Annotated in this window: 21 protein-coding genes and 1 pseudogene; 8 read left to right on the forward strand and 14 right to left on the reverse strand. The window is 74.3% G+C overall.

What is annotated here, in order from left to right:
* Positions 1-1,227, forward strand: a 1,227-nt coding sequence (locus tag CCN56_RS08185; RefSeq protein ID WP_306300591.1) for an SbcC/MukB-like Walker B domain-containing protein, incomplete at its 5' end; no start/stop codon positions are given.
* 39 nt (positions 1,228-1,266) lie between these two features.
* Here the strand turns inward: CCN56_RS08185 and CCN56_RS08190 are convergent.
* From CCN56_RS08190 to CCN56_RS08200, 3 genes are all read right to left on the reverse strand, one after another.
* Entirely contained in the window at positions 1,267-1,716 is a 450-nt protein-coding gene (locus tag CCN56_RS08190) for an Lrp/AsnC family transcriptional regulator (RefSeq protein ID WP_041133633.1), read from the reverse strand.
* A 70-nt stretch (positions 1,717-1,786) separates the two neighbouring features.
* Positions 1,787-3,490: a DUF885 domain-containing protein gene (locus CCN56_RS08195; protein ID WP_179199746.1), complete on the reverse strand. Its 1,704-nt coding sequence runs from the start codon at positions 3,488-3,490 to the stop codon at positions 1,787-1,789.
* Between the two features lie 49 nt (positions 3,491-3,539).
* Positions 3,540-4,037, reverse strand: a complete 498-nt coding sequence (locus CCN56_RS08200; RefSeq protein WP_086825040.1) for an Lrp/AsnC family transcriptional regulator — start codon at positions 4,035-4,037, stop codon at positions 3,540-3,542.
* Positions 4,038-4,096: 59 nt separating this feature from the next.
* Here CCN56_RS08200 and CCN56_RS08205 point away from each other — a divergent pair, with 59 nt between their 5' ends.
* Complete coding sequence (locus CCN56_RS08205) at positions 4,097-5,323, forward strand: PLP-dependent aspartate aminotransferase family protein (protein WP_086825042.1); 1,227 nt, start codon at positions 4,097-4,099, stop codon at positions 5,321-5,323.
* On the opposite strand, the gene CCN56_RS08210 is transcribed toward CCN56_RS08205, so the two are convergent.
* From CCN56_RS08210 to CCN56_RS08235, 5 genes are all read right to left on the reverse strand, one after another.
* The gene (locus CCN56_RS08210) at positions 5,235-6,680 is read right to left on the reverse strand and encodes a GNAT family N-acetyltransferase (RefSeq protein ID WP_086825044.1); all 1,446 of its coding nucleotides are present in this window, start codon (positions 6,678-6,680) and stop codon (positions 5,235-5,237) included. The two genes, CCN56_RS08205 and CCN56_RS08210, sit on opposite strands and share 89 nt — an antisense overlap.
* A 76-nt stretch (positions 6,681-6,756) precedes the next feature.
* Positions 6,757-9,447, reverse strand: coding sequence for a DUF6493 family protein (locus CCN56_RS08215; RefSeq protein ID WP_179199747.1), 2,691 nt, complete (start codon positions 9,445-9,447; stop codon positions 6,757-6,759).
* Positions 9,448-9,620: 173 nt separating this feature from the next.
* The gene (locus CCN56_RS08225) at positions 9,621-11,213 is read right to left on the reverse strand and encodes an alkaline phosphatase (RefSeq protein WP_086825049.1); all 1,593 of its coding nucleotides are present in this window, start codon (positions 11,211-11,213) and stop codon (positions 9,621-9,623) included.
* A gap of 226 nt (positions 11,214-11,439) precedes the next feature.
* On the reverse strand, positions 11,440-12,849 hold the full coding sequence (locus CCN56_RS08230; RefSeq protein ID WP_086825051.1) for a PLP-dependent aminotransferase family protein: 1,410 nt from the start codon (positions 12,847-12,849) through the stop codon (positions 11,440-11,442).
* Between the two features lie 84 nt (positions 12,850-12,933).
* The gene (locus tag CCN56_RS08235) at positions 12,934-13,989 is read right to left on the reverse strand and encodes a trans-acting enoyl reductase family protein (protein ID WP_086825053.1); all 1,056 of its coding nucleotides are present in this window, start codon (positions 13,987-13,989) and stop codon (positions 12,934-12,936) included.
* Between the two features lie 108 nt (positions 13,990-14,097).
* On the opposite strand from CCN56_RS08235, the gene CCN56_RS08240 reads away from it, so the two are divergent.
* Complete coding sequence (locus CCN56_RS08240; protein ID WP_086825055.1) at positions 14,098-15,075, forward strand: helix-turn-helix domain-containing protein; 978 nt, start codon at positions 14,098-14,100, stop codon at positions 15,073-15,075.
* A gap of 48 nt (positions 15,076-15,123) precedes the next feature.
* Positions 15,124-15,528 (forward strand): annotated as a pseudogene (locus CCN56_RS44330) (EamA family transporter); the annotation flags it as partial.
* 480 nt (positions 15,529-16,008) lie between these two features.
* On the opposite strand, the gene CCN56_RS08250 reads toward CCN56_RS44330, so the two are convergent.
* Positions 16,009-16,839, reverse strand: a complete 831-nt coding sequence (locus CCN56_RS08250) for an alpha/beta fold hydrolase (RefSeq protein WP_086825057.1) — start codon at positions 16,837-16,839, stop codon at positions 16,009-16,011.
* A gap of 141 nt (positions 16,840-16,980) precedes the next feature.
* Here CCN56_RS08250 and CCN56_RS08255 point away from each other — a divergent pair, with 141 nt between their 5' ends.
* Positions 16,981-17,889: an RNA polymerase sigma-70 factor gene (locus CCN56_RS08255; protein WP_256961854.1), complete on the forward strand. Its 909-nt coding sequence runs from the start codon at positions 16,981-16,983 to the stop codon at positions 17,887-17,889.
* A gap of 259 nt (positions 17,890-18,148) precedes the next feature.
* A complete protein-coding gene (locus tag CCN56_RS08260) occupies positions 18,149-18,889 on the forward strand; it encodes a GntR family transcriptional regulator (protein ID WP_086825061.1) in 741 nt (246 codons plus the stop codon).
* Between the two features lie 124 nt (positions 18,890-19,013).
* On the opposite strand, the gene CCN56_RS08265 is transcribed toward CCN56_RS08260, so the two are convergent.
* Positions 19,014-20,171 (reverse strand): ROK family transcriptional regulator, encoded by a 1,158-nt coding sequence (locus CCN56_RS08265; RefSeq protein WP_041128069.1) that lies wholly within the window; start codon positions 20,169-20,171, stop codon positions 19,014-19,016.
* Positions 20,172-20,321: 150 nt separating this feature from the next.
* On the opposite strand from CCN56_RS08265, the gene CCN56_RS08270 reads away from it, so the two are divergent.
* Positions 20,322-20,759: a hypothetical protein gene (locus tag CCN56_RS08270; protein ID WP_086825063.1), complete on the forward strand. Its 438-nt coding sequence runs from the start codon at positions 20,322-20,324 to the stop codon at positions 20,757-20,759.
* On the opposite strand, the gene mug is transcribed toward CCN56_RS08270, so the two are convergent.
* From mug to CCN56_RS08285, 3 genes are all read right to left on the reverse strand, one after another.
* On the reverse strand, positions 20,760-21,248 hold the full coding sequence (gene mug / locus CCN56_RS08275; RefSeq protein ID WP_086825065.1) for a G/U mismatch-specific DNA glycosylase: 489 nt from the start codon (positions 21,246-21,248) through the stop codon (positions 20,760-20,762). It abuts the gene before it with no gap.
* A 62-nt stretch (positions 21,249-21,310) separates the two neighbouring features.
* Complete coding sequence (gene purB, locus CCN56_RS08280; protein ID WP_179199748.1) at positions 21,311-22,753, reverse strand: adenylosuccinate lyase; 1,443 nt, start codon at positions 22,751-22,753, stop codon at positions 21,311-21,313.
* Between the two features lie 145 nt (positions 22,754-22,898).
* Positions 22,899-23,681, reverse strand: coding sequence for an SGNH/GDSL hydrolase family protein (locus CCN56_RS08285; RefSeq protein WP_086825069.1), 783 nt, complete (start codon positions 23,679-23,681; stop codon positions 22,899-22,901).
* 64 nt (positions 23,682-23,745) lie between these two features.
* Here CCN56_RS08285 and CCN56_RS08290 point away from each other — a divergent pair, with 64 nt between their 5' ends.
* Positions 23,746-24,876: a maleylpyruvate isomerase N-terminal domain-containing protein gene (locus tag CCN56_RS08290; RefSeq protein WP_086825071.1), complete on the forward strand. Its 1,131-nt coding sequence runs from the start codon at positions 23,746-23,748 to the stop codon at positions 24,874-24,876.
* Between the two features lie 49 nt (positions 24,877-24,925).
* Here the strand turns inward: CCN56_RS08290 and CCN56_RS08295 are convergent.
* On the reverse strand, positions 24,926-25,192 hold a 267-nt coding region (locus CCN56_RS08295), incomplete at its 5' end, for a CBS domain-containing protein (RefSeq protein ID WP_143664461.1).

Consider the following 25,192-nt stretch of genomic DNA (forward strand, 5'->3'; position numbering starts at 1 on the left):
GCCGAGGCGCACGCGCTCGCCGGACAGACGCACAGCGCGCGGGAGGCGCTCGCGCGGGCCGAGCGGGAGTACGAGGAGCGGGTCGGCGCGCAGCGGGAGGCCGAACGGCGGGTCGCCGCGCGGACCTCGCGCCGGGAGGCCCTGGAGCGGGAGCAGTCCACGCTCGACGAGGAACTCGCCCGGGGGCGCGGCGCGTTCGCCAGCGTGACCGAACACGCCACCCTCCTGGAGCGGCGCGTCGCCCTCCTGGTCGATGCCGCCGAAACCGTACGCACCGCCGAACTCGCCGCCCAGCGCCTCAAGGAGGCCGACGACCGGCTCGCCGACGCCGCCTACCGGGCGGGCTTCGCCACCCCGACCGAGGCCGCCGCCGCCCTCCTCGGCGAGGCCGAACGACGCGACCTCCAGCGGCGCGTGGACGCCTGGCAGGCCGAGGCCGCCGCCGTCGCGGACCGGCTCGCAGAGCCCGGCACGGCCGAGGCCGCCGCCCTGCCGCCCGCCGACCCAGCCGCCGCCGAGACCGCCCACGCGGCGGCGCAGCGCGCGCTCCGCGAGGCCGACTCCGCCCTGGCCGCCGCCCGCGAGCGGGCCGCCGGACTCGCCGGACTCTCCCGGCAGGCCGTCACCGAGGTCCGCCGCCTGGGGCCGCTGCGCGAGGAGTACGACCGGGTGGCACGCCTCGCCGCCCTCACCGCCGGCACCTCCGCGGAGAACGAGCGCCGGATGCGCCTGGAGTCGTACGTGCTCGCCGCCCGGCTCGAACAGGTCGCGGCGGCCGCGAGCGCCCGCCTCCAGCGCATGTCGTCGGGCCGCTACACCCTCGTCCACTCCGACGCGCGCTCCGGCGGCAGGCGGGCCGGCCTCGGACTGCACGTCGTCGACGCCTGGACCGGCAACGAGCGCGACACGGCCACGCTCTCCGGCGGCGAGACCTTCTTCGCCTCGCTCGCGCTCGCCCTCGGCCTCGCCGACGTCGTCACCGACGAGGCCGGCGGGGTCCGGCTCGACACCCTCTTCATCGACGAGGGCTTCGGAAGCCTCGACGAGCAGACCCTCGACGAGGTCCTCGACGTCCTCGACTCGCTGCGCGAACGGGACCGCAGCGTCGGCATCGTCAGCCACGTCGGCGACCTCCGCCGCCGGATCCCGGCCCAGCTGGAGGTCGTCAAGGCACGACAGGGCTCGGCGGTCCGGCTGCGCACCGGAGGGGACGCGCTTTCCGGTTGAGGCGACGCGCTGACGCGCTCAGCGGCCGAGGCGACGCGCTCAGCGGCTGAGGGAACGCCTCGGCAGGGGCGAGGAGTAGACGATGCTGGTGGTCACGGCCCCGAGCGTGGCGATCTTCCCCGTGATCCCCTCCAGGTGCTTCATGGAGCGGGCGGCGACCTTGAGGACGAAGCAGTCGTCGCCGGTCACGTGGTGGGCTTCGAGGACCTCGGGCGTGGTGTCGATCAGGTCGTGGAACGGCTTGTAGTTGCCGTGCGGGTAGCGAAGCCGTACGAACGCGAGGATGGGCAGGCCGAGCCGGTCCTGGTCGACGATCGCCGTGTACCCGGTGATCACCCCGGCGTCCTCCAGGCGCCGTACCCGCTCGGTCACCGCGGACGGCGACATCGACACCGCGCGGGCGAGCTCGGCGAAGCTGGCGCGCCCCTCGGACTGGAGGGCTTCGAGGATCCGCCAGTCGGTGGCGTCCGGAGTGTATTCACTGCTCATGAGGGAGAGCGTGCAGGGGAATCCCCGGTCGATCAAGTGAGCGACCGGGGATTCCCGCCATCGGAGACGCTCAGAGCCGGGAGATCTCGTCCACCAGGTCGTCCAGACCCAGCGGACCCAGGGAGAGCGCCGCCATGTGCCAGGCCTTCGCGTCGAAGGCCTCGCCGTGCGCGGCCCGCGCGTTGGCGCGGCCGAGCAGCCAGGCGCGCTCGCCCAGCTTGTAGCCGATGGCCTGGCCCGGCATCGACAGGTAGCGGGTCATCTCGCTCTCCACGAACGACGGCGGGCGGCTGCTGTGCAGCTGGAAGAACTCCTGGGCGAGCTCCGGGGTCCACCGCTCGCCCGGGTGGAAGGGCGACTCCGCGGGGATCTCGAGACCGAGGTGCATGCCGATGTCCACGATCACCCGGCACGCGCGCATCATCTGGCCGTCGAGGTAGCCGAGGCGCCGCTCCGCGTCGGGCAGGAAGCCGAGTTCGTCCATGAGGCGCTCCGCGTACAGCGCCCAGCCCTCCGAGTTCGCGCTGACCTTGCCGATGGTCGCCTGGTAGCGGGAGAGCCGGTCGGCGACGTGCACCCACTGCGCGAGCTGGAGGTGGTGGCCGGGCACGCCCTCGTGGTACCAGGTCGACACCAGGTCGTACACCGGGAAGCGGGTCGTGCCGTCCACCGGCAGCCAGGTGCGGCCGGGGCGCGAGAAGTCCTCGGACGGGCCGGTGTAGTACGGGGCCGCGGCGCCGCCCGGCGGGGCGATCCGGGACTCCACCCGCCGTACCCGCTCGGCGAGTTCGAAGTGGGTGCCGTCGAGCGCCTCGATGGCCTCGTCCATGAGCTCCTGGAGCCAGACCCGGACCTCCTCGACGCCCTCGATGTGGGTGCCGTGCTCGTCGAGGTGGGCGAGCGCCTCCCAGGGGCCCGCGCCCGGAAGGATCCGCTCGGCCTCGGTCCGCATCTCGCCGAGGAGCCGGTGGTACTCGGCCCAGCCGTACGCGTACGCCTGGTCGAGGTCCAGGTCGGTGCCGTTGAAGAAGCGGGTCCAGCGCTGGTAGCGCTCACGGCCGACCGTGTTCGGGGCGTCGGCGACGGCAGGGGCGTACACGTCCCGCATCCAGTCCCGCAGGGCCGCGACGGCCGCGGTGGCGCCCCCGGCCGCCGCCGCGAGCTCGTCCTTGAGCTTTGCGGGCAGGGTGTCGGGGCCGGCGGCGGCGAACTCCTCGAACCAGCCCGGCTTCCCGCCGTCGCCGCCCGCCCACTCGGTGAGCTGCCCGACGAAGGTGGCGGTGGGACGCGGCCCGCCGAAGAGCTTGCGCTCCAGGCCCAGCGCGAGCGAGGTGCGGTAACCGTCGAGCGCGGCCGGGACCGCGCGCAGCCGGGCGGCGACCGCCGTCCAGTCCTCCTCGGTCTCCGTCGGCATCACGGTGAAGACCATGCGGACGCTGTGCGCGGGCGAGCGCATGTTGCTGACCATGCAGAGGCTCTCCTCGGCCTCGTACACGGCGAGTTCCGCCGTCAGCCGCTCCCGCAGCAGCCGGGCGCAGCGCCGCTCGGCGTCGGCGTCCGCGCCCGGGGTCCGCTCGGCGTCGTCGAGCCGGGCGAGGGTGCGGCGGGCGAGTTCGGCCACCGTCCGCTGCCAGGCGGGCGAGAAGTCCGGCAGCCGTCCGGCGCTCTCCTTGACTCCCAGGAACGTACCGGTGATCGGGTCGAGGGCGATGAGTGCGTCGACGTAGTCGTCGGCGACCTGGCGGGGCAGCGGGCTGCTGGAAGTGTCTGGCATGGGGGTCATCCTGACGCCTCCGGAGGGCCCGCGTCACCCTCGTCCGGCCTCAGTCGGCTGACAAGGAAGGGCCGGGGGAGGGCGGCAGGAGGGGGCCGCACTCCCACTGCTGGAAGATCAGCCGGGTCTCGACGCGGGCCACCTCGCGGCGCGAGGTGAACTCGTCGAGGACGAGACGTTGCAGGTCGGCGGGGTCGGCGACGGCCACGTGCACCAGGTAGTCGTCGGGGCCCGTGAGGTGGAACAGCGCCCGGGACTCGGGGAGGGCCCGGATCCGGTCGACGAACGGACCGATCAGTTCGCGCCTGTGGGGGCGGACCTGGACGAGAAGCAGCGCTTCGAGCCCACGTCCGAGTTTGGCCGGATCCAGTCGTAGTCGGTGCCCGAGGATCACGCCCGTGCGGCGCAGCCGGGCCACTCGGTCGAGGCAGGTGGAGGGTGCGACGCCGACCTCGGCGGCGAGTTCGCGGTAGGTGCTCCGGGCGTCGTTCTGCAGGAGGCGAAGAATGTGCAGATCGACCGCGTCCAGTACGACAGAATCGGCCATCGGCCGAACGTAGCACGGCGATTTCCCGCTACTTCCCGGTATCCGTTCACAGTGCCGCCATGGACGCCATGGATCACGGCCTCTCGGACACCCCGAGGGCCCTCGCCACCGAAGCCGTGCACGCCGGCCGCGAAGACCTCGCCGGACTCGGGCTGCACGCCCCGCCGATCGACCTGTCCACCACTTACCCCTCGTACGACGCCCGGGCCGAGGCCGCCCGGATCGACGAGTTCGCCACCACGGGCGCCCGGCTGGACGGGCCGCCCGTCTACGCCCGGCTCGACAACCCGACCGTGGCCCGTTTCGAGGAGGCCCTCGCCCGCCTGGAGGGCGCCGAGGCCGCCGTCGCCTTCGCCAGCGGCATGGCCGCCCTCACCGCCGTGCTCCTCGCCCGGGCGAGCCAGGGCCTGAAGCACGTCGTCGCGGTCCGCCCGCTGTACGGCTGCAGCGACCACCTCCTGGACGCCGGGCTGCTCGGCACCGAGGTGACCTGGACCGACCCGGCGGGCATCGCCGACGCGATCCGGCCCGACACCGGCCTCGTCATGGTCGAGTCGCCCGCCAACCCGACCCTCGCCGAGGCCGACATCCGGGCCATCGCCCACTCCTGCGGCTCCGTCCCGCTGCTCGTCGACAACACCTTCGCCACGCCGGTGCTCCAGCGCCCCGTCGGGCAGGGCGCCCGCATCGTGCTGCACAGCGCCACCAAGTACCTCGGCGGCCACGGCGACGTCATGGGCGGGGTCGTCGCCTGCGACGAGGAGTTCGCCCGTACGCTCCGTCAGGTCCGCTTCGCCACCGGCGGGGTGCTCCACCCGCTCGCCGGATACCTGCTGCTCCGCGGTCTCTCCACCCTCCCGGTACGGGTCAGGGCGGCGTCCTCGTCGGCGGCGGAGCTCGTACGGCGGCTCGCCACCGACCCCCGGATCGCCCGCGTCCACTACCCGCGGATCGGCGGCGCGATGATCGCCTTCGAGGTGTACGGGGACCCGCACGACGTCATCGCCGGGGTGCGCCTGATCACCCCCGCGGTCAGTCTCGGCAGCGTCGACACCCTCATCCAGCACCCGGCCTCCATCAGCCACCGCATCGTGGCCGAGGGAGACCGGCGCTCGGCGGGCGTCAGCGACCGGCTCCTGCGGATGTCGGTCGGCCTGGAGGACGTCGAGGACCTGTGGCGCGACCTGACCCAGGCGCTCAGCGCTCCGCCCGCCGGGCCCCTCCGTGCGACTGCTCCTGCTGCGGACGGGCGGCCGGTCGCGGTGCCGGGGCCAGCCGGGCGGTGATCACCAGGGTGCCCTCCTCGATCTGGTAGTCGAGGGGCAGGTTCAGCGCCCGCATCGCGGCCACCATCCCCGTGTTGGAGGACTGCGTCACGGCGTACACGCTGTCGCAGCCGGTCTCCTCGGCCATCGCCACGAGGCGGCCGAGGAGCTCGGAGCCGATGCCGCGCCGCTGCCAGTCGTCCTCGACGAGGAGGGCGACCTCCGTCTCGTCGCCGTCCCACAGCAGGTGACCGAGGGCGACGAGGCGGCCGGAGGCCGTCTGCACGGCGAGGGTGCGCCCGAAGCGGGGGCTGAGCAGGTGGTCGAGGTAGCGGTCGGCGTCGCCGACCGGGCCGTGGTACCGCAGGCCGAGGGTGCGGGCCGAGCAGCGGTCGTGCATGGCGCGCGCGGCGGCCAGGTCGCGCCGGTCGGCACGGCGGACGGTGATCTCGTTGCCCTCGGGCAGCGTCAGCACGTCCTGGCTGCGCGGGACGCGGGGACCGAGCCGGGCGTCGAGCTCGACGAGGGCACGGGCCCGGGCGAACTCGGTCGGGGTGAAGGGCAGATGGGGCCGCTCGATGATGAGGGTGCCGCCGTGCGGGTCGCGCAGCCGCATCACGGTCTCCTCCAGGACCCCTTCGACCGGGGGCTGTTCGCCGGTGGGGCGGCCGGTGAGCGAGACGGCCGGCACGGAGTGGAGGGTGCAGCGGCCGAGGAGCTGGCGCAGCGCGAGCGGCAGTTCGGCCGCGTCGAGCGCGGTGCGGGTGGCCAGGCCGAGGACCCGGGTGGGGGTGTCCACCAGGTCGTGGGCGTCGGCCCGCTCGGTCCAGGTGTCGCGGCCGCCGGCGGCCGCCGTCTCGCGGGCGAGGGTCTGCGCGGAGAGGTCGACGGGGGCGCGCAGCAGGAACTCGTCGACCGTGCCGTCGCCGAGCGGGTGGGTCTGGAGGGTGAGGATGTCCACGCCCAGCCGGGCGAGGACCGTGCACAGTGCGGCGAGGCTGCCGGGGGTGTCCGCGACGGTGGTCCGCATCCGCCACAGCGTCGTCTCGGCGGGCGGCCCGGACTCCTCCTCCGTCTCCTTTCCGTTCTGATCGTCCCCTGCCGGCGGCTCGGGGGTGGGGCGCCCGCCCGTGCCACCGGCGGGTGGGGCATGGCTGGCATGACTGTGCCGCCGCGCCCACCAGGTGTGGAACGCGGCGGTGGCGACCAGCGCGATCGCCGAGAAGGCCAGGAGGTAGGGGCCGTCGGGGCCCTTGGCGATGGTCTTGGCGATCGTGTCGGCCACCACCACGGCGGTGAACATGGCGGCGAGCTCGATCAGGTCGTGCCGCCAGTGGTGCGGACGGCGGGCGCTCTTCGAAGACGTCACATCGGTCATGGCTTCACTGTGACCCAGTGGTGTTGCGTGATCACGAACGCTTTGTGACTGACGGGTTAAGCGCCGATCTGGAGGCTTAACGACCGATTCGGAACGTTTCTGTCAGAGGTTGATCGGCCCCCTGGTGGAGTGCGTTCAGCAGCCGCTTGGCCTGCACCACCAGCTGCGAGGAACCCCGTCCCGAGGCGAGCGCGTCGAGCCCGGCGACCTCGCCGCCGGCCCCGGACCGCTCCACGCAGTCGGCGGCGACCGCGAGGACCTCGCCGAGCCCCCGTATCGGCTTCGCCGCCCCGAGGAGATCGGGAAGCATCGCCGCGAGGATCGCCCAGACCGTCCCGTACGCCCCCGTGGCGGCCGCCGTCCGGGCCGCGTCCGCCAGCCGGTTCGGCTTGACCGAGCCCTCCGCGACCAGCCACGCCAGCTCCGTGCCCAGCCGCCGGGCGTCCAGCTCGCCCCGCGACGCCAGGACGAGCACGGCGTCCACCGCGCGCAGCCGGTCGTCCGTGTCCACGCAGCCGAGACCGTACGCCAGGGCCAGCAGGACCGCCCGGCCCACCGGACCGTCGGCCTCGGCCAGCGCGGTCAGCGGTTCCGTCGCGCCGCGCGCGTCCGCCTCGGCGGAGTGCGCGAGCGCCGGCAGGAGGCAGGCCGCGAGCAGCTCACGGTCGGCCGGCAGCACCGGAGCCCACTGCGCCCGGCCCTCCACCCAGTGGTGGCAACGGCGGGAAGCCGCCTCCAGGGCGCCACCGAGCCACTGGAAGGCGGGCGGGAACTCCGCCCGCACCACCGGGCGCTCGCCGAGGTCGACCACGAGCCGGTCGAACAGGTGGTACCTCCGCAGGGTCTTGTCCTCGTCCCGCGGGAGGAACCGCACGGTCGGCCCCACGGCCGCCTCTTCTCCCAGCCAGGCGGCGAGCCGCCGGCCGGCCGCGGTGCCGAGCGCCGCCGCCTCCTTCGCCGCCCGCCCCGCCGACGGGTCGGCCCGCGGCACCCGGAGCAGGGCCTGCGCGAAATCGACCGGAGCGGGCTCGACGCCCGCGTCCCGGTACTCCCGCAGCCGCCCCACCAGGACCAGCGGGTCGATGGCCCCGGTGTGCCAGGTAGGCGTGGCGAGGAGGAACGGCAGCGCGTCCGTGCCGACGAGGTCGGCGGCCTCCCGCAGCCGGGCGTCGAGGACCCCCGACAGGGCCTGGTGGAGGCAGATGTCCGCACCGTGCCCCTTGGTTCGACGGACATCGACGAGCGTCGGGTCCAGCAGACCGAGGACCCCCGCGAGCACCCCGTGGATCCCGTGGGCGGTGTGCGTGAAGCAGTGGGCCCGCTGCTCCCACCGAGGCGAGGGGAAAGCCTCCCGCACCGCCTCCGCCACGGCCGCCCGGTCCCGGTGCGCATGCCGCACCAGGCCGTCGAGTGCCCGCTCGAACGCCACGGGCTCCTCCGAGAGCCGCTCCACCACCAGCTCCGACACCAGCTCCTCGACGGTCGTCGCCGGGGGCGCGACCAGCTGCGCCTCGGGCACGGGAGGCAGGATCTCCTCGTACGGAAGGGCCGCCCCCTCCTCCAGGTCCGCGCCGAACAGCTCCTCGGCCGCCCGCCGGTGCGTCGGACCGAGGAGACCGGCGGCCTCGGCCAGCCCGCGGCGCACCTCCGCGTCCACGTCCGGCAGATGGCGGGCGACCAGCTTGAGGGCCCGCTCCTGCACGTCGGTGTCCTCGTTCCCGAAGGCCTCCGTCACGGCGGGCAACAGCTCCCCGGCCGCGCCCGGCTCGCGGGCGAGTACCTTGCCGACCAGCGCCAACTGGGCCCGTACCAGCTTCTTCTCGGTACGGAAGAGAACCCCGGACGTCATCTCGGCCAGCGCCCCGACCGGCACCGCCCCCGCAGAGGCGAGCTCCACCAGGACGTCCTGGGCGTACCCGGCGACGATCGACGGCGCGTCGGCCGCGATCCCGACCCAGTCGGGGATCCGCTGCCGCAGCTCCTCCGCGTCCGGTGCGAGCAGCTGCACCGTCTCCAGCGGGAGCCGTAGGTTCCGGACGGGGCCGCCGCGCAGCAGCCGGGACACACACAGGTCCAGGACCTGGGCGCGGTCCAGGACCCCCTCCTCGACGAGGGTCCGCAGCGCCGAGGGCCAGTGCCTCGCCGGCCGGCGACCGATCGGCCGGGTCAGCCGCTCGGGGGGCTCCGCCATCGCAAGGGCGTGCGCCACCAGGGTGGGCGTCTGCGGGTCCTCCCGGAGGCGCTCCACGAGCCGGTCGTCGGTGAGGTGCGAGGTCCACCCGGCGACGTAGCCGTCGGTCGGGGGAACGGCGTATCCGGAGCGGACGACCAGCCCGTGGAGCAGCGGGTAGCTGCTCTCCGCCACGGCCCGGCGTCCGGCCAGCCGCCCCGCCAGGTCCGCCGCCCACTCCGGGTCCCGGTCGCCGATCGCCGCGAGGGCCAGGGGCTTGTCCTCCTCCCAGAGCTGGAGGTCGCGCGCGCCGAGCCAGCTCGCGGCCGCCGAGGGCGTCGGGATGCAGCCGGCGCCCGCCACGTACAGGGCGCTGCGGATGCGGCTCGGCACGTACGGGGGCGTCGCCCACTTTCCGGCGCGCACCTCGGTGCGCAGCGCCTTCAACCGGGTGAGCGCGAGCTTGCGCTCGGCGGCGTCCAGGGGCTCCAGGAGCGCCGGTACGTCACCGGCCTCACCGGCGCGCACCGCCGCGAGCAGCCTCCCGACACCGGAGTCGTCCCCCGCGCCCTCGACCTCGTCCGTCCCGTTCCCCATACCGTCCCCCATCCTGCTCTCCGCGCCCCGCCGTCTCCAGCCCGAGCAGCCGGCCGGAGTCCGTGGACTCCAGCGCGGACGGGCGGCGGCAGGCGAGCGCCTGTACGGATCGCGTCACGGGAACGACGTTAGGACCCCCCACTGACAATCAGCGGTGCCCGCCCGACCAGGGGTCACTGCCCGACCCGCCCCGGCTGGAGCACCTTGGTGAACAGCACCGTCCCGCCCTCGGCGCGCAGCCGCACGGTCAGCTCCCCGCTCTGGCCGTCGATGTCGACCTCGCCGAAGTACTGCGGGCTCTCCATCGGCGACAGGTTCGCCCGCTCCGGCGCCCGCACGAACACCCGCTCGGGACCGAAGGTCGCGTCCAGGGCGTTCGCCGGGAACCCACCCGCCGCCAGCGGACCGGACACGAACTCCCAGAAGGGGGCGAAGTCCTGGAAGGCCGCCCGCTCCGGCGCGTAATGCTGCGCCGAGGTGTAGTGGACGTCCGCCGTCAGCCACACCGTGCCGGTGATCCGCCGGTGCTTCACGAACCGCAGCAGCTCCGCGATCTGGAGTTCCCGGCCCAGCGGCGCTCCCGGGTCGCCCTGCGCGATCGCCTCGAAGTTCGCCGCGCCGTCCGGGACGACCAGACCGATCGGCATGTCGGCCGCGAGCACCTTCCACACCGCCCGGGACGCGGCCAACTCCCGCTTGAGCCACGCCAGCTGCTCGGCGCCGAGGATGCCGGTGGTGTCGTCGGCCTGCCGGCCGGGCGAGTTGGCGTTCCGGTACGAGCGCATGTCGAGCACGAACACGTCGAGCAGCGGCCCGTACCGCACCACCCGGTGCACCCGCCGCTCGCGCCCCTCACCGCGCGCGTGGAGGGTGGACACCGGGAAGTACTCGCCGAACGCGCGCGAGGCGCGGGCCGCGAGGACGTCCACGTCCTTCTCCGTGTAACGGGCGTCGTCCAGGATCTGCCCGGGGTACCAGTTGTTCCGCACCTCGTGGTCGTCCCACTGCACCACCGACGGCACCTGCGCGTTGAAGGCCCGGACGTTGTGGTCGAGGAGGTTGTAGCGGAAGTTGCCCCGGTACTCGTCGAGGGTCTCGGCGACCTTCGCCTTCTCCGGCGTCGTGACGTTCCGCCAGATCCGCCCGTCCGGCAGGGTCACGCTCGGCTGGATGACCCCGTCGGCGTAGATCGTGTCGCCGCTGCACAGGAAGAAGTCCGGGTCGAGCCGGCGCATCTCCTCGTACGCGCGGAAGCCCCCGATGTCCGGGTTGATGCCCCAGCCCTGCCCCGCGATGTCCCCGGACCACAGGAACCGCACCCCGTCGCGGCGCCGGTCAGGGGCCGTACGGAAGGTGCCGAGGACCGGCTCGCCCGTCCGGCGCGGATCGTCCGGGTCGACGAGGGTGACCCGGTAGTGGATCTGCTCGCCCGCCGGAAGGCCGCGCAGGGCGGTCGTGCCGGTGAAGTCCGTGTCCGCGCCGATCAACGGCCCGAGGTGGCGGCGCGCGTGCCGGAAGGACTCGGTCGCCGAGGTCTCCACGAGCATCCGCGCCGGCCGGTCCGACCGCACCCACACCAGACCGGAGGAGGCCGTGACGTCACCCGCCTGCACACCCCACTCGGCCCGGGGCCGGCCCGACAGCGCGAACGCCGGCGCGGCGAGGCCGGTGCCGCCGAGGGTGAGCGCCGCCGACGCGGCCAGCGAACCGCGCAGCACGCTGCGCCGGGCGGGGGAGGGGGAGTTGCCGGGCACGGGAAGGGACATGAAGGGGCCTCCGGGGTCGGTCGTTCGGGCCGTGGACGGTGCGCCGCCCCGTACCGCACGGCCGGGACGCCGACCCATGCCTAACGGCCGGGTGCGGCGTCCGCGCGAACCCCGCGTGAACAGATCGCCCTTGGGGTCTGGGGCTTGGATTCAATGTCCCGGATCCAAGACATTGGATCCCGGATCCCGGATCCCGGATCCCGGATCCCGGATCAAAGCCTCCGCCTCACCCCGTCCCGCACGCCTCCGCCACCAGTCTGATCCCCGTGTCGATGACCGAGGGCGCCACGTGCGCGTACCCGATGACGAGCCGTACGTCCCCGTCCGCCGGCCGGGCCGTGCCGTACTCCTCCAGGGGCCGCAGCGCCACCCCGGCCCCCGCCGCCCGCGCCAGGAACCGCTCCGGAGGCCCGAACCGCGCCGGTACGCGCGCGATGACGTGCAGTCCGGCCGCGATGCCGCTCACCCGGGTGCCGGGCAGGTGCTCCGCGAGCGCGGCGAGCAGCGCGTCCCGCCGCTCCCGGTAGGCGCGTTGGCAGCGGCGCAGCTGCCGGTCGTACCCTCCCCGCGTCACGAACTCCGCGAGGACGGCCTGGTCGAGTACGGGATTGCCGAGGTCCATCGTCCGCTTCCGCTCGACGACCTCGTCGAGCAGCGCCTCCGGGACGAGCAGCCAGCCGAGGCGCAGCCCCGGGGCCAGCGATTTGCTGACCGAGCCCGCGTAGGCGACCCGTTCGGGGTCGAGGCCCTGGAGCGCGCCGACGGGGGCGCGGTCGTAGCGGAAGTCGCCGTCGTAGTCGTCCTCCAGGACGTATCCGTCCACCGCGCGCGCCCAGTCGAGGAGCGCGGCCCGGCGCTCCGCCGACCAGCTGATGCCGGACGGGAACTGGTGCGAGGGCGTCACGACCACCGCCCGCACCCCGGAGTCGGCGAGCGGCCCCGGGCGCAGCCCCTCCTCGTCCAGCGGCAGCCACACCGTCTCCACGCCGGTCGAGGCGAACAGCCGCCCGTGCTCCGGGCTGCCGGGATCCTCGATCCCGACCCGGCGCATCCCGCGCGCGTGGAGGACGAAACCCATCAGCGTCGACGCCTGCGCCACGCCCGAACAGACCACGAGCCGCTCCGGATCGGCCACCACGCCGCGCCGCCGCGCCAGCATCGCGGCCAGCGCCTCGCGCAGCTCGGGCAGCCCGCGCGGGTCCGGGTAGCCGAGCGCCGGGTGGGGGAGCCGCGCGAGCACGGACCGCTGCGCCGCCGCCCACGCGCTCCTCGGGAACAGCGACAGGTCGGGGGTCCCCGGGCGGAAGTCGACCCGGACCCCGGGCGTTCCGGGCGCCAGGTCACGGGCCCCGCGCACGGCCGCCCGGGCCGCGCCGCCCACCCAGGTCCCCGCACCCCGGTCGCTGCGCAGGTACCCCTCGGCCGTCAGCTGCTCGTACGCCTCGGTCACCAGGCCCCGCGAGACGCCGAGGTCGGTCGCGAGCGCGCGGGTCGACGGCAACCGCGTCCCGGCCGCGAGCCGCCCCGAACGCACCGCCTCCCGCAGCGCCTCCTGCAGTGCCCGCCCCCGCCGCCGCGCCGGAGCGCCGACGGCCGGCAGCAGCAGCTCCCAGGCCGCCTGCCCCTGACTCCCCATGTCACATGGCCCTTCTCGCCGTCCCGGCCCGGGAGTTCACCGATCCGTCCCGGTCGGACCCATGATGCCGAGGTCGCCTGCGGGTCAGTGCCGCACGTCCAGGGAAAGGTGGGCGGACAGCGCGCGGAGGAAGTCGGGCGCGTCGAACATCTCGCCGGCCGAGGCGACGCCGGTCGTCCGGGTCCGGCCGGTGAGGACGCGGTGGACGGCCTCCACGGCGAGCGGCGCGCTGACGGCGTAGATGTCCTGCCCGACGGCGACGGCCCGGCGTTCCGCGCCCCCGGAGCGCACGACGACGTCCACGAGGAAGGTCTGCGCGGACCGGCCGCGCTCGTCGACCGGGGTCGGTGCCGACGCGTCCGGCGCCGACAGGTCCCGGGCCGCGTCGACCGCCATGTACGTGCGCACCTCGGGCACCGACAGATGGCTCGGCACGGTCACGACGTCGGCCATCGTGAACTCGCCGATGACGGGCCGGACACCCAGGGGAGCGGGGAAGGGCCAGTCCAGGACCGAGAGCGCGTCGTCGTGGTACGCGAGGCGTCCGCCGGTGTAGCGGACGTGCCGGCCGCCCCGCCGCTCCCGGGAGACCCTGCCCGCCGCGAGGGTCCCCGCCGTGGGGTGCCAGCTGCTCAGCCCGTACGCGATGTGCACCTCGTCGGCCGTCGTCCAGTCGCCCATCGCCGTGGTGGCGAGCAGGTCGCCGAGGCCGCCGTAGAAGGCCATCGCGGGGACGACGACCGTTCCGGCGGCGCGGGCCCGGTCCGTGAAGCGCGCGAAGGTGTCGGCGTTGGCCTCGATCTCGGCCGCCACGTCCACGTAAGGGATCCCGGCGCGCAGGGCGGCCTCGATCACCGGGGCGCCGGTCGCGGCGAACGGTCCGGCGCAGTTGATCACGGCCGTCGCGCCGGCCAGTGCGCGGTCGAGCGAGGCCGGGTCGTCGACCGACGCCGGGCGGACGTCGAGCCCGTCGTGGGACGTGGCGAGGGTTCCCTCGTGGGATGCGGCGAGCGCCCGCAGTCTGCCGGCGTCGCGGCCGGAGGGCACGGGGACGAAGCCCCGCTCGAGCAGCTCCGCCACCACGAAGCGCCCGGTGTGCCCGTAGGCGCCGAACACCGCGACCGTCTGACCCGTACTCATGACTTCTCCCGCCGTCCCCAGTTATCGAATGTTCAACTACCCCCATCCTGGTGCTCGTCGGGGGACGCCGCGAGTGTCCGGAACGACCTGCCCCGTACAATTTCGGACATGGGTACGCTCGCACTCGCCGTCACCGACGGCATGCTGCACTTCGAACTCTCCCTCGCGTACGAGGTGTTCGGCTCCCCACCGGACGCGGTGGACGTCCCCTGGTACGACGTGACCGTCTGCGGGCCGAGCCCCGCGCGCGTGGAGCGGTTCCGCCTGGAACCCGACCAGGGGCTCGACCGGCTCCCGTACGCGGACACGGTGATCGTCCCCGGCTGGGCGGACGTCGACGAGGAGCCGCCCGCCGAACTGATCGACGCGGTGCGCGCGGCCCACGAGGCGGGCGCGCGCGTGGCCTCCCTGTGCACGGGCGCGTTCGTCCTGGCCGCCGCCGGCCTCCTCGACGGCCGGCGCGCCACCACGCACTGGGCGCACACCGGGGCCCTGGCCGAGCGGTACCCCCGGGTGGAGGTCGACCCCGACGTGCTCTACGTGGACGACGGCACGGTGCTCACCTCCGCCGGCAAGGCCGCCGCGATGGACCTCTGCCTGCACCTCGTCCGCCTCGACCACGGCTCGGCGATCGCCAACACGGTCGCCCGCCGCCTGGTCGTGCCCCCGCACCGGGACGGCGGTCAGGCTCAGTTCGTCACCGCCCCCGTACCCACCCGGGAGGACCACCCCCTCACCGAACTGCTGCCCTGGGCGGTCGAACGGCTCGACCGACCGCTGACCGTGGAGGACCTGGCCCGCCAGGCACGGATGAGCTCGCGCCACCTGGGCCGCCACTTCCGGGCCGCGACCGGCACCACCCCGCTGCAGTGGCTGCTCACCCAGCGGATCCGCCGCGCCCAGGAGCTCCTGGAGGCCACCGACGACAGCGTCGACGCCATCGCGGAAGCCACCGGCATGGGCACGGCCACCACCCTCCGCCGCCACTTCAACCGCACCGTCGGCGTCCCCCCGGACGCCTACCGCCGCACCTTCCGCACCCGGACCCGCCCCGTACGCGACGAGAAGTGGTCCCCGATGGCGTGACGGAAGTGGACCTCAACCGGGGCCGCCCGGCCTCCTAGCGTCGGAGGCATGAACGCGAACGCCCTGCGCGGGGTCCTCCTCGTGACCCTCGCCTACGCCCTCGTCGGTGCCTCCTTCACCGCCAACAGCCTGCTCGGCGCCTACCCGTACGCGGGTGGCCAGGCGCTCCGGTACGCCGCCGCCTGCCTGCTCCTCCTCCCGCTGCTCGGCCGTGGCGGGCTCGCCCCGCTGCGGCTGCTGACCGCCCGTCACTGGCTGCGGCTCGCCGCCCTCGCTGCCGTCGGCATGGTCGGCTTCAACCTCGCCGTCCTCGCCGCCGAGCGGACCGCCGAGCCCGCCGTCCCCGGCGTCCTCGTCGGCTGCGCCCCGGTCGTCGTCGCCGTCCTGGTCCCGCTGACCGAGGGCCGCAGGCCCGCCCCCGCCGTGCTCTACGGGGCGCTGCTCGTCGCCGCCGGTGCCTTCACCGTGCAGGGCTGGGGGCGTACGGACCTGGCGGGGATCGGCTGGTCGGTGGCGGCGCTCGCGGGCGAGGTGGGGTTCACCGTCCTCGCCGTCCCGGTCCTCCGGCTGCTCGGGCCGAAGCTGTTGACGGCCGCCGTGTGCGGGGTCGGCGCGGTCGAGGCGGCCCTCGTCGGCCTGGTCGTGGACGGTGCCGGGTCCGTACGGATGCCGACGGCCGTGGAGGCGGGCGCGCTGGTCTGGCAGGCGGCCCTGGCCACGGTCGTCGGATTCGTCCTCTTCTACATGGGCGTCCAGCGCGTCGGCATGGAGAGGGCCACTCTCTATACCGGGGCCATCCCGATCGCCGCCGCGCTGAGCGCCGCGCTGGTCGGAGACGCCGTCTTCGGCCTCCCGCAGGCGGTCGGCGGCCTCCTCGTGGGCGCCGGCGCCGCCCTGGGCACCGGCCTGTTCACGCGGAAGCCCCGGCCTGACTCAGCGGCTGCCGTCCAGGATCACGCGCGCGACCAGAGCCGGGTCGTCGTTCATCGGCACATGGCCGCAGCCGGGCAGTCTGACCAGGCGCGCGGCGGGCAGGGCGTGCTTGGCGCGGATGCCCTGGCGGCGCAGCAGCAGCCGGTCGCGGGTGCCCCAGGCGACGGTGACGGGCACCGCGGGGACGTCGTCGCGGAAGAGCGCGGTCCGGCCCGCCGCCAGGGTCTGGTGGAAGCCGGTGGCCGCGCGCAGCGCCAGCGTCTCGGCGACGACGGCCTCGGGTGACCGGCGACCGGGCCGCGCGTAGATGCTGCTGGTGAGCACGGTGCGCCCGGCGGCCGTACGCGAGAGGCGCTCGATCACCGGCACGGGCAGCGACAGGGCCGCGCCGCGCATGGCCCGCAGCGTCCCGAAGGCGTACCGCCGCTCGCCCTCCGACCAGAAACCGGCGGGGGAGAGGGCGGTGACCGAGCGCACCAGCTTCTCCCGGCCGAGCTCCAGGGCGAGCAGCCCGCCCAGCGAGTTCCCCGCGACGTGCGGCCGCTCGAAGCCGACCGCCTCGCAGAAGGCGCCGAGCACGGGGACGACGGTGGACAGGTCGTACGGGACGCCCTCCGGCAGCCCCTCGGAGGCCCCGAAACCGGGCAGGTCGACGGCGATCACCTCGCGTTCGGCGGCGAGGACGTCGAGGACGGGTTCCCAGGCCTGCCAGTGGTGCCCGATGCCGTGGAGCAGCAGCAGGGGCTCGCCCGCGCCCCGCCGCTCGTACGTCAGGGACGTGCTGCGGGGACCCGCCGGGGTCTCGATCGTGAACGCGATCCGTGCGGACATGCGGGCTCCTCGCCGTCTCCTGGACACCTGGGGGCAAAGCTTTCAGACGTCCCGTCAATAAGAATTACCGCTCAGTAGCCGGGAGTTCAAGACGGGGGCCGGAAACTGGACAGGGCTCGCGACGTGGGCTGGGATGGACGCGTGCCCACCGACATTCCGACCGCTGTTCCGACCGACACCCTCACCGAACTCTTCGAGGAGCACCGCCCGATGCTCCTCGGCGTCGCCTACCGGATGCTCGGCCGCACCGCCGACGCCGAGGACGTCGTCCAGGAGGCCTGGCTGCGCTGGACCGCCGCGGACCGGGCCGCCGTCCGCGAACCGCGCGCCTTCCTCGTACGGATCACCACCCGGCTCGCCATCGACCGGCTCCGCCAGGCGCAGGCGCGCCGCGAGTCCTACGTCGGCCCCTGGCTCCCCGAACCCGTGGTCACCGATTTCGGCCCGGCCGCTCCCGACAGCGCCGAGCGCGCCCTGCTCGCCGACTCCGTCTCGCTCGCGGTCCTCGTGGTGCTCGAATCCCTCTCCCCGCTGGAGCGGGCCGTCTTCGTGCTGCGCGAGGCCTTCGACTTCCCGTTCGGGGAGATCGCCACCGCCCTTGACCGCTCCGAGGCGGCCGTGCGCCAGCTCGCCGGACGCGCCCGACGCCACGTCGACGAGGGCAGGCCGCGCTACGACGTCGACCCGGCCGAGCGCCGCGACCTCACCGAGCGCTTCCTGTCCGCCGCGGCCGGCGGCGATCTCGGCGAGCTCCTCGCGCTCCTCGCCCCGGACGTGCGGCTCGTCGGCGACAGCGGCGGCAAGTCCAAGGCGCCGCTGCGGATCATCGAGAGCGCCGACAAGGTCGGCCGCTTCCTCTTCGCCGTCGCCCGGGACTTCTGGACCGGGTACGAGCTCCGCACACTGGAGCTCAACGGCGCCCCCGCCGTGCTCGTCCTCGCCGACGGGAAGCCCGACACCGTCTTCCAGCTCGAATCGCGCGACGGACTCGTCCAGTGCGTCCACGTCATCCGCAACCCCGACAAGCTCCGGGGCCTCGCCGACGCCTGACGAAGATCACGCCACCCGGCCGGAACTCGCCCCGCCTCCCCTCCCGGGAGGCGGGGCGCTTTGCTGCGCGGGCCTCACGGGGGCGCGAACGTCCTGTGAACGATCTGGGGCAGAGGGTCACATTCAGGGGCGTTCGACGGAGGATTGGTCTTGACCAAGGGGGTGGCTCGCCTTATGGTCGCAGAGTTAGTGCAGGAACCTTTAATAAACAAGGGCGCGGAAAAACGCCGCGGGACACGGCGAATTGCGGAGGATCAGGGTGGGGACCACGCAGCTGGCATCGGTACCGGAACCGAAGTACCAGCACCTCAAGACAGTCATCGGCGAAGCGCTCGACTCGGACTTCGCCGTCGGAGAGATCCTTCCCAACGAGCGCGAGCTCGCGGCCCGCTTCGGCGTCGCCCGTGCCACGCTCCGCCAGGCCCTGGAGCAGCTGGAGCTGGAAGGCCGCCTGCAGCGCCGCCGCGGCGTCGGCACCACGGTCGCCCCGCCGCGCGTCGGCGTCGACGTCTCCACCGGCCGGCACGCCTGGCCCGGAGTCGCCGACGACGCCTGGCAGCCCCAGGACTCCGCCGCCGACGCGGCCCCGGCCGCCGTCGCCCGCGTCCTGGAGATCGGCACCGACGAGCAGGTGCAGGTCGTCCGCCGCCTCCGGATCAGCCAGGGCCAGCCGGTCGCAGCCGAGTTGCTCTACGTGCCGGCCGGCTCCGTCCCGGGTCTCAGCGCCATCGACGCGCCCGCCGGACCCGCCCGCGCCCGCGCCGTGCTCCGTGAACTCCAGCACCTCGCCCTCGACGGCCAGGACCGCTCCGTGGAGCTCGGTTCGGCCCGCGCCGAAGACGCCAAGGAGCTCGACCGGCTGCCGGGTGCGCCCGTCCTCGTCGTGACGACCCGCTACCTCTCCGCCGGGCGTCCGGCCGCCGTCTCCGTGGCCACCTACCGCGCCGACACCTGCCGCCTCACCTTCGGCGACTCGGTCGACCTGGTCATGGCCTCGTAGAACCCCCGCCTCCTCAGGCACCGGCCCGTCGCCGGGGAAGACAACTCCCGGCGGCGGGCCGTCACCGCACCCCCAGGACGCTGCTCCAGTGGCGGGCCGTCACCGCATCCCCGTCCAGGGCGCTCTAGCGGCGGGCCGTCACCGTGCCGTCGACGGCGAAGAGCTGCTCCTCGACGTGGTCGAGGGCGAGCCGCAGCGCGCCCGTGGCGACCGCGGCCTCGCCGAGCAGGGACAGCACCACCCGGGGCGGCCGCAGGCAGAACCGCGCCAACTCCTCGCGGAGCGGCGGGAGCACCCCGTCGAGACCGGCCGCCCAGCCGCCGATGACCACCAGCTCGGGGTCGATGGCGAGGACCAGGGCCCCCACGTCGTGCACCAGCCGCTGGATGAACCGCTCCACCGCCGCCTGTGCGCGCGCGTCGCCCTTGCGGGCCAGCGCGAAGACCTCGGTGACCGCCTGCTCGTCCAGCGGGTGCAGCGGCTCGTCCGTGGTCGAGAGCAGGTGCTCGGGGGTGACGCCCCGGCCGAGCAGGTGCAGGGCGCCGATCTCCCCGGCCGCCCCGCCGAAACCGCGGTGCAGCCGGCCGCCGATCAGCGAACCGGCGCCGGGGCTCAGGCCGGCCAGGACGAAGACGATGTCGTCGGAATCGGTCGCGGCACCCTTCCAGTGCTCGGCGACCGCCGCCGCGTTGGCGTCGTTCTCCACGATCACCGGGCAGCGGAAGGAGCGCCGCAGCCGATCGCCGAGCGCGAGGCCCGTCCAGCCGGGCAGCGCCGTGCCGAGGCGCACCGTGCCGTCGGCCTCCACGATGCCGGGCGTGCCGACGCCGACGGCCCGCAGATTGGACCGGGCGACCCCGGCCCTGCGCAGCACGTCCGCCACGACCGTACGCACCCGGTCCAGACGCTCGTCCGCGGGCGCCGTCTCCGACACCTCGCGGGACCCGGCACCGATGATGCGCCCGTCCAGACCGGAGAGCAGGGCGGCCACGCGGTGCGGACCGATCTCGATGCCGAGGAGGTGACCGGCCTCCGCACGGAAGCGGAACCTCCGCGCCGGACGTCCCTGCCGCCGGGCCTCGCCCTCCTCGGGCGCCGACTCGACGACGAGCCCGCCCTCCATGAGGCCCTCGACGACCCCCTCGACCGTGGGCCGCGACAGGCCCGTGATCCGGGTCAGATCCGTGAAGGTGTGCGCGTCGGCCCCGCGCAGCGCATGGAGCACCACCGCGGAGTTGATCCGCCGCAGCAGAGACGGATCCCCGCCGGTCAGCCGCCCCACAGTGTGTCCTCCCAGCTCGTGCACCTCTTCGGCGGATGGTACTCAATGGGCCCGGTCGCGGCGAGTGCCGCCCCCGCGGCGGACCCGGGGACCGCGCCCCCGCCTCCTGACGGAACACCAACTGTCAGTGGCGGCCGCTTCACTGGTCCCATGACCACGACACGGCACCTGGCGACGATCGACCTGCTCCGCACCCGTGCCTTCCCGGCGCGACCGGAGGCATCCGGACCCCTCGACAGCGGTCCGGGCCACCACATCGGGACGCTCGCGACGAGCGAGGACTTCTGGGAGGACGAGGACAACCGCAGCCTGCTCGTCCTGGAGCGGTACGAGGCGGACCGGGACGGACTCGCCGCCCTGCTCACCGTCCGCTGGGGCCCGCCGCGGACGCTGAGCCTGTGGTACGTCCTGGAGCGGCTCATCGACGACGAGGAGATGCCGGAGCCGTGGGCCGCGCTCAGCTGCCATACGCCGGACCTGCGGCTGTGGCGGGTGGACGGCCGGTGGATAGGCCTCGGTGTCTCCCAGCACGACAAGGAGCTGCCGTACGAGCTCCTCGCCGTGATCACCGAGGTCGACCCGCCCTGATCAGGCCTCCGCCGCCGCCCGCAGCCGGGCGAACTCCTCGGCCATCGTCGCCGTCGTCCAGTGCGCGTTGAGACCGCTCGGGTTCGGCAGCGCCCAGACCCGGGTGGAACCGATCACCCGCTCCTGCGGCCCGATCGCGGCCTTCGGCTCATTGAAGGCCGTGCGGTACGCCGTGACGCCGACGACCGCGAGCCAGCGCGGCGCGAACCGCTCCACCTTCTCGACGAGGAGGCGCCCGCCCTCCACGTACTCCTCACGGCTCAGCTCGTCGGCCCGCGCCGTCGGCCGCGCCACCACGTTCGTGATCCCGAGCCCGTACGTCAGGAGCTCCTCCTGCTCGTCCGGGCGCAGCTGCCTCGGCGTGAAGCCGGACAGGTGCAGCACCGGCCAGAAGCGGTTGCCCGGCCGGGCGAAGTGGTGGCCCGTCGCCGCCGTCATCAGACCCGGATTGATCCCGCAGAAGAGGACGGAAAGGCCGCTCGCGACCACGTCGGGAACGACGCGGTCGCGGGCGGCCTCCAGCTCCTCCTGGGTGAACCGGGGGCTCCGGGTCAGAGGATCGCCCCGGGGGTGTAGGCGGCGGCCTCCGGGTGCTGCTTGAGGATCTCCTCGATACGGGAGACCACCGACGCGACCTGGTCGGCGGCGGCACCCGTGAAGGACAGCTTGTCCGCCATCAGCTCGTCGAGCTGCGCCCGGTCCAGCGGGATCCGCTCGTCGGCGGCCAGCTTGTCGAGGAGCTCGTTCTGCACGGTGCCCTGCTCGCGCATGGCGAGGGCGGAGGCGACGGCGTTCTCCTTGATGGCCTCGTGGGCGACCTCGCGGCCCACGCCGGCGCGCACCGCGCCCATGAGGACCTTGGTGGTCGCCAGGAACGGCAGGTAGCGGTCGAGCTCGCGGGCGACGACGGCCGGGAAGGCGCCGAACTCGTCGAGCACGGTGAGGAAGGTCTCCAGGAGGCCGTCGAGCGCGAAGAACGCGTCCGGCAGCGCGACCCGGCGGACCACGGAGCAGGACACGTCGCCCTCGTTCCACTGGTCGCCCGCCAGCTCGCCGGTCATCGAGGCGTAGCCGCGCAGGATGACCATGAGGCCGTTGACGCGCTCGCAGGAGCGGGTGTTCATCTTGTGCGGCATCGCCGAGGAGCCGACCTGGCCGGGCTTGAAGCCCTCGGTGACCAGCTCGTGGCCCGCCATCAGACGGATCGTCTTGGCGATCGAGGACGGGGCGGCGGCCAGCTGCACCAGCGAGGTGACCACGTCGTAGTCGAGCGAGCGCGGGTAGACCTGGCCGACCGAGGTGAAGGCGTGCGCGAAGCCGAGGTGACCGGCGATCCGCTGCTCGAGCTCGGCGAGCTTGCCGGCGTCGCCGCCGAGCAGGTCCAGCATGTCCTGCGCGGTGCCGACCGGGCCCTTGATGCCGCGCAGCGGGTAGCGGCCGAGCAGCTCCTCCAGGCGGGCGTACGCCACGAGCAGCTCGTCCGCCGCCGTCGCGAAACGCTTGCCGAGGGTGGTCGCCTGGGCGGCGACGTTGTGCGAGCGGCCGGCCATGACCAGCTCCGCGTACTCGGCGGACAGCTTGCCGAGACGGGCGAGGACGGCGACCGTGCGGTCCCGCATCAGCTCAAGGGAGAGCCGGATCTGCAGCTGCTCGACGTTCTCGGTGAGGTCGCGCGAGGTCATGCCCTTGTGGACGTGCTCGTGGCCGGCGAGGGCGTTGAACTCCTCGATCCGGGCCTTCACGTCGTGCCGGGTGACCTTCTCGCGCTCGGCGATGGAGCCGAGGTCGACCTGGTCGAGAACGCGCTCGTAGTCGGCGAGGGCGGCGTCCGGAACCTCGATCCCGAGGTCCTTCTGCGCACGCAGCACGGCGAGCCACAGCTGACGCTCCAGCTTCACCTTCTGCTCGGGGGACCAGAGGACGGCGAGCTCCGCGGAGGCGTAGCGGCCGGCCAGAACGTTGGGGATGCGGGGCTTCGCAGTCACAGCAGTCACGTGGACAGAGTTTACTGGTGGTTTCTGCAGGCCAGCGCCACGGTCCGGTGTGGAGCTTGCTACGAGACCCAGGTCACGCGCAGGACGGGACGCGGCTCACGCGCGCGTGCCGGGGCCTGCCCGGCCCTGAGCCGCCGGACAGACCCTAGCGGCCGACCGGAGGCTCGTACGGCAGCAGCTCCGGCCGCTTGGGCGCGCGGCCGTCCCCCGACGAGCGGCCGGTGAGGCGCCGTCCGATCCACGGGCCCAGGTGCTCCTTGGCGAAGCGGGCGTCCGCGATCCGGCGGCTCGTCCAGCCGGGCCGTACGGCCGGGGGCAGCGGCGTGCGCCAGTCCTCCTCGGGCGCCAGGCCGAGCGTCTGCCACACGGCCTCGGCGACCCGCCGGTGCCCGTCGGCCGTCAGGTGGAGCCGGTCCACGTCCCACAGCCGGGGGTCGCCGAGCGACGGGGCCCCGTACAGGTCGACGACCAGGGCGCCGTGCCGGGCGGCGAGCGTGTCGATGTGGGCGAACAGCTCCTCCATCCGGGGACGGAAGCGCTCCATGACCGGACCGTTGCGGCCGGGGCTGCGCATCAGGACCAGCTGCCCGCAGGAGGGTGTGAGGCGTTCCACTGCCTCGGTGAGCAGGTCCCTCACGCGGGCCATGTCGACCTTGGGCCGCAGGGTGTCGTTGAGCCCGCCGACCAGGGTCACCACATCGGCCTTCATGCCTGCGGCCAGGTCGACTTGCTCGTCGACGATCTGGCCGATGAGCTTGCCGCGCACCGCCAGGTTGGCGTAGCGGAAGCCGGGAGAGCGGGCGGCGAGCCGGCCCGCGAGGACGTCCGCCCAGCCCCCGTAGGAGCCGTCGGGCTTCAGGTCCGACATACCCTCGGTGAAGCTGTCCCCGACGGCGACGAGACTGTTGTACGTGGCATTGATCTCCATGGCGGAGTGATCATACCGTGCGGTATGCACGGGGTGCCGTGGAGAACCCGGGAGGGGAAACCCGATGAGCGACGCGCTCCTGAGCACGCTGGCCGAGGCGCTGGCGGAACTGGTGACGGCGGTCGAGACCTCCGAGGACGAGGACCTCGATCCCGACACGGCCGTGAAGTGGCTGGAGAACACCGGGCACACCCTGGGCAGACTCGGTGCCGCCGACCGCCGCACCCTCGACGGGCTCTTCCGCGAGGCCGCGCTGCGGGAGTCGGCGGGCCCCCGGCGGGACGAGCTCCTGAAGGTCTCCGAAGGCCTCGGGCTCACGGAGGACGCGTACGCCGCCGGTCGCGGTGCGGCTCCGGAGGGCGCCCGGCGCCTCGGCGCCCCGGAGAGCATCCGGCCCGCCTCGCCGACGGCGTCCGCGACCACTCCGCCGACCGCTTCCCCGGACGCGGCCTGTGACGCCGTCGCCGAGCACGTGCTGCGCTTCGCCGCCCTCGTGCGCGAGGCCGATCCCGCGACCCCGGTGCCCACCTGTCCCGGCTGGACCCTCGCCGACCTGACCCGGCACCTCGGTGCGGTCCACCGCTGGGCCGAACACCTCGTACGCACCCGGGCCGCCGTCCGCGTCCGCGTGCGGGACCTCCCGCTCGACCTGCCGACGGACCCCGCCGCGCACGCCGACTGGCTGACCGCCGGCGTCGAGAGCGCGCTCTCGGTGCTGCGCACCACCGCCCCCGACCTCCCGGTCTGGTCGCCGGGGGCGGACCCGCACGCCCGGTACTACCCGCGGCGGCTGCTCGCCGAGGCGGTCGTCCACCTCGCCGACGCCGAGCTCGCCCTCGGCGGCGCCGCCGGGGCGATCGACCCCCGCACGGCCGCCGACGCGATCGACCACTTCCTCACCGACGCGCCGTACATCCCCTGGATCGCCGAACCCCTCGCCCACCTCGGCCGCGACGGCGCCGTCCTCCGGCTCACCGCCCGCGACACGGGCGCCGTACGGACCCTCGTGCTCGGCGGGGGCGGCTTCACCTGGAGCCGTGACGCCGGTGGCGCCGAGCCGGCCGCCGGTGTCACGGCCGACACCGGCGAGCTGCTGCTCCTCCTGCACCGCCGGTACGCCGCCGACGACCCGCGCTTCACGCACACCGGCGACCGGGAGCTGCTCGACGACTGGCTCGCCGCCACCGCGCTCTGACACGCCGAAGGGCCCCGGGATCGCTCCCGGGGCCCTCCGCTCAGGGGCGTCACGGCGCCGCCGGGCGCCCCACCAGCTCGCGCAGCACGTCCTCCATCGTCACGAGGCCGGCCGGCTTGCCGTCCTCGTCGAGCACGGCCGCCAGGTGCGTCCGGCTGCGGCGCATCGCGGTGAGGACGTCGTCGAGCGGCGTCGCCGCCCGGACCCGGGCGATCGGCCGCAGCGCCGACACCGGGAACGGCAGGTCGCGCGGGGTGGCGTCCAGGGCGTCCTTGACGTGCAGATAGCCCAGGATGCGGCGCTCGGCGTCGAGCAC

Origin of the sequence: Streptomyces sp. NRRL B-24572 (assembly GCF_002156145.1) — a bacterium.
Classification (GTDB): domain Bacteria; phylum Actinomycetota; class Actinomycetes; order Streptomycetales; family Streptomycetaceae; genus Streptomyces; species Streptomyces vietnamensis.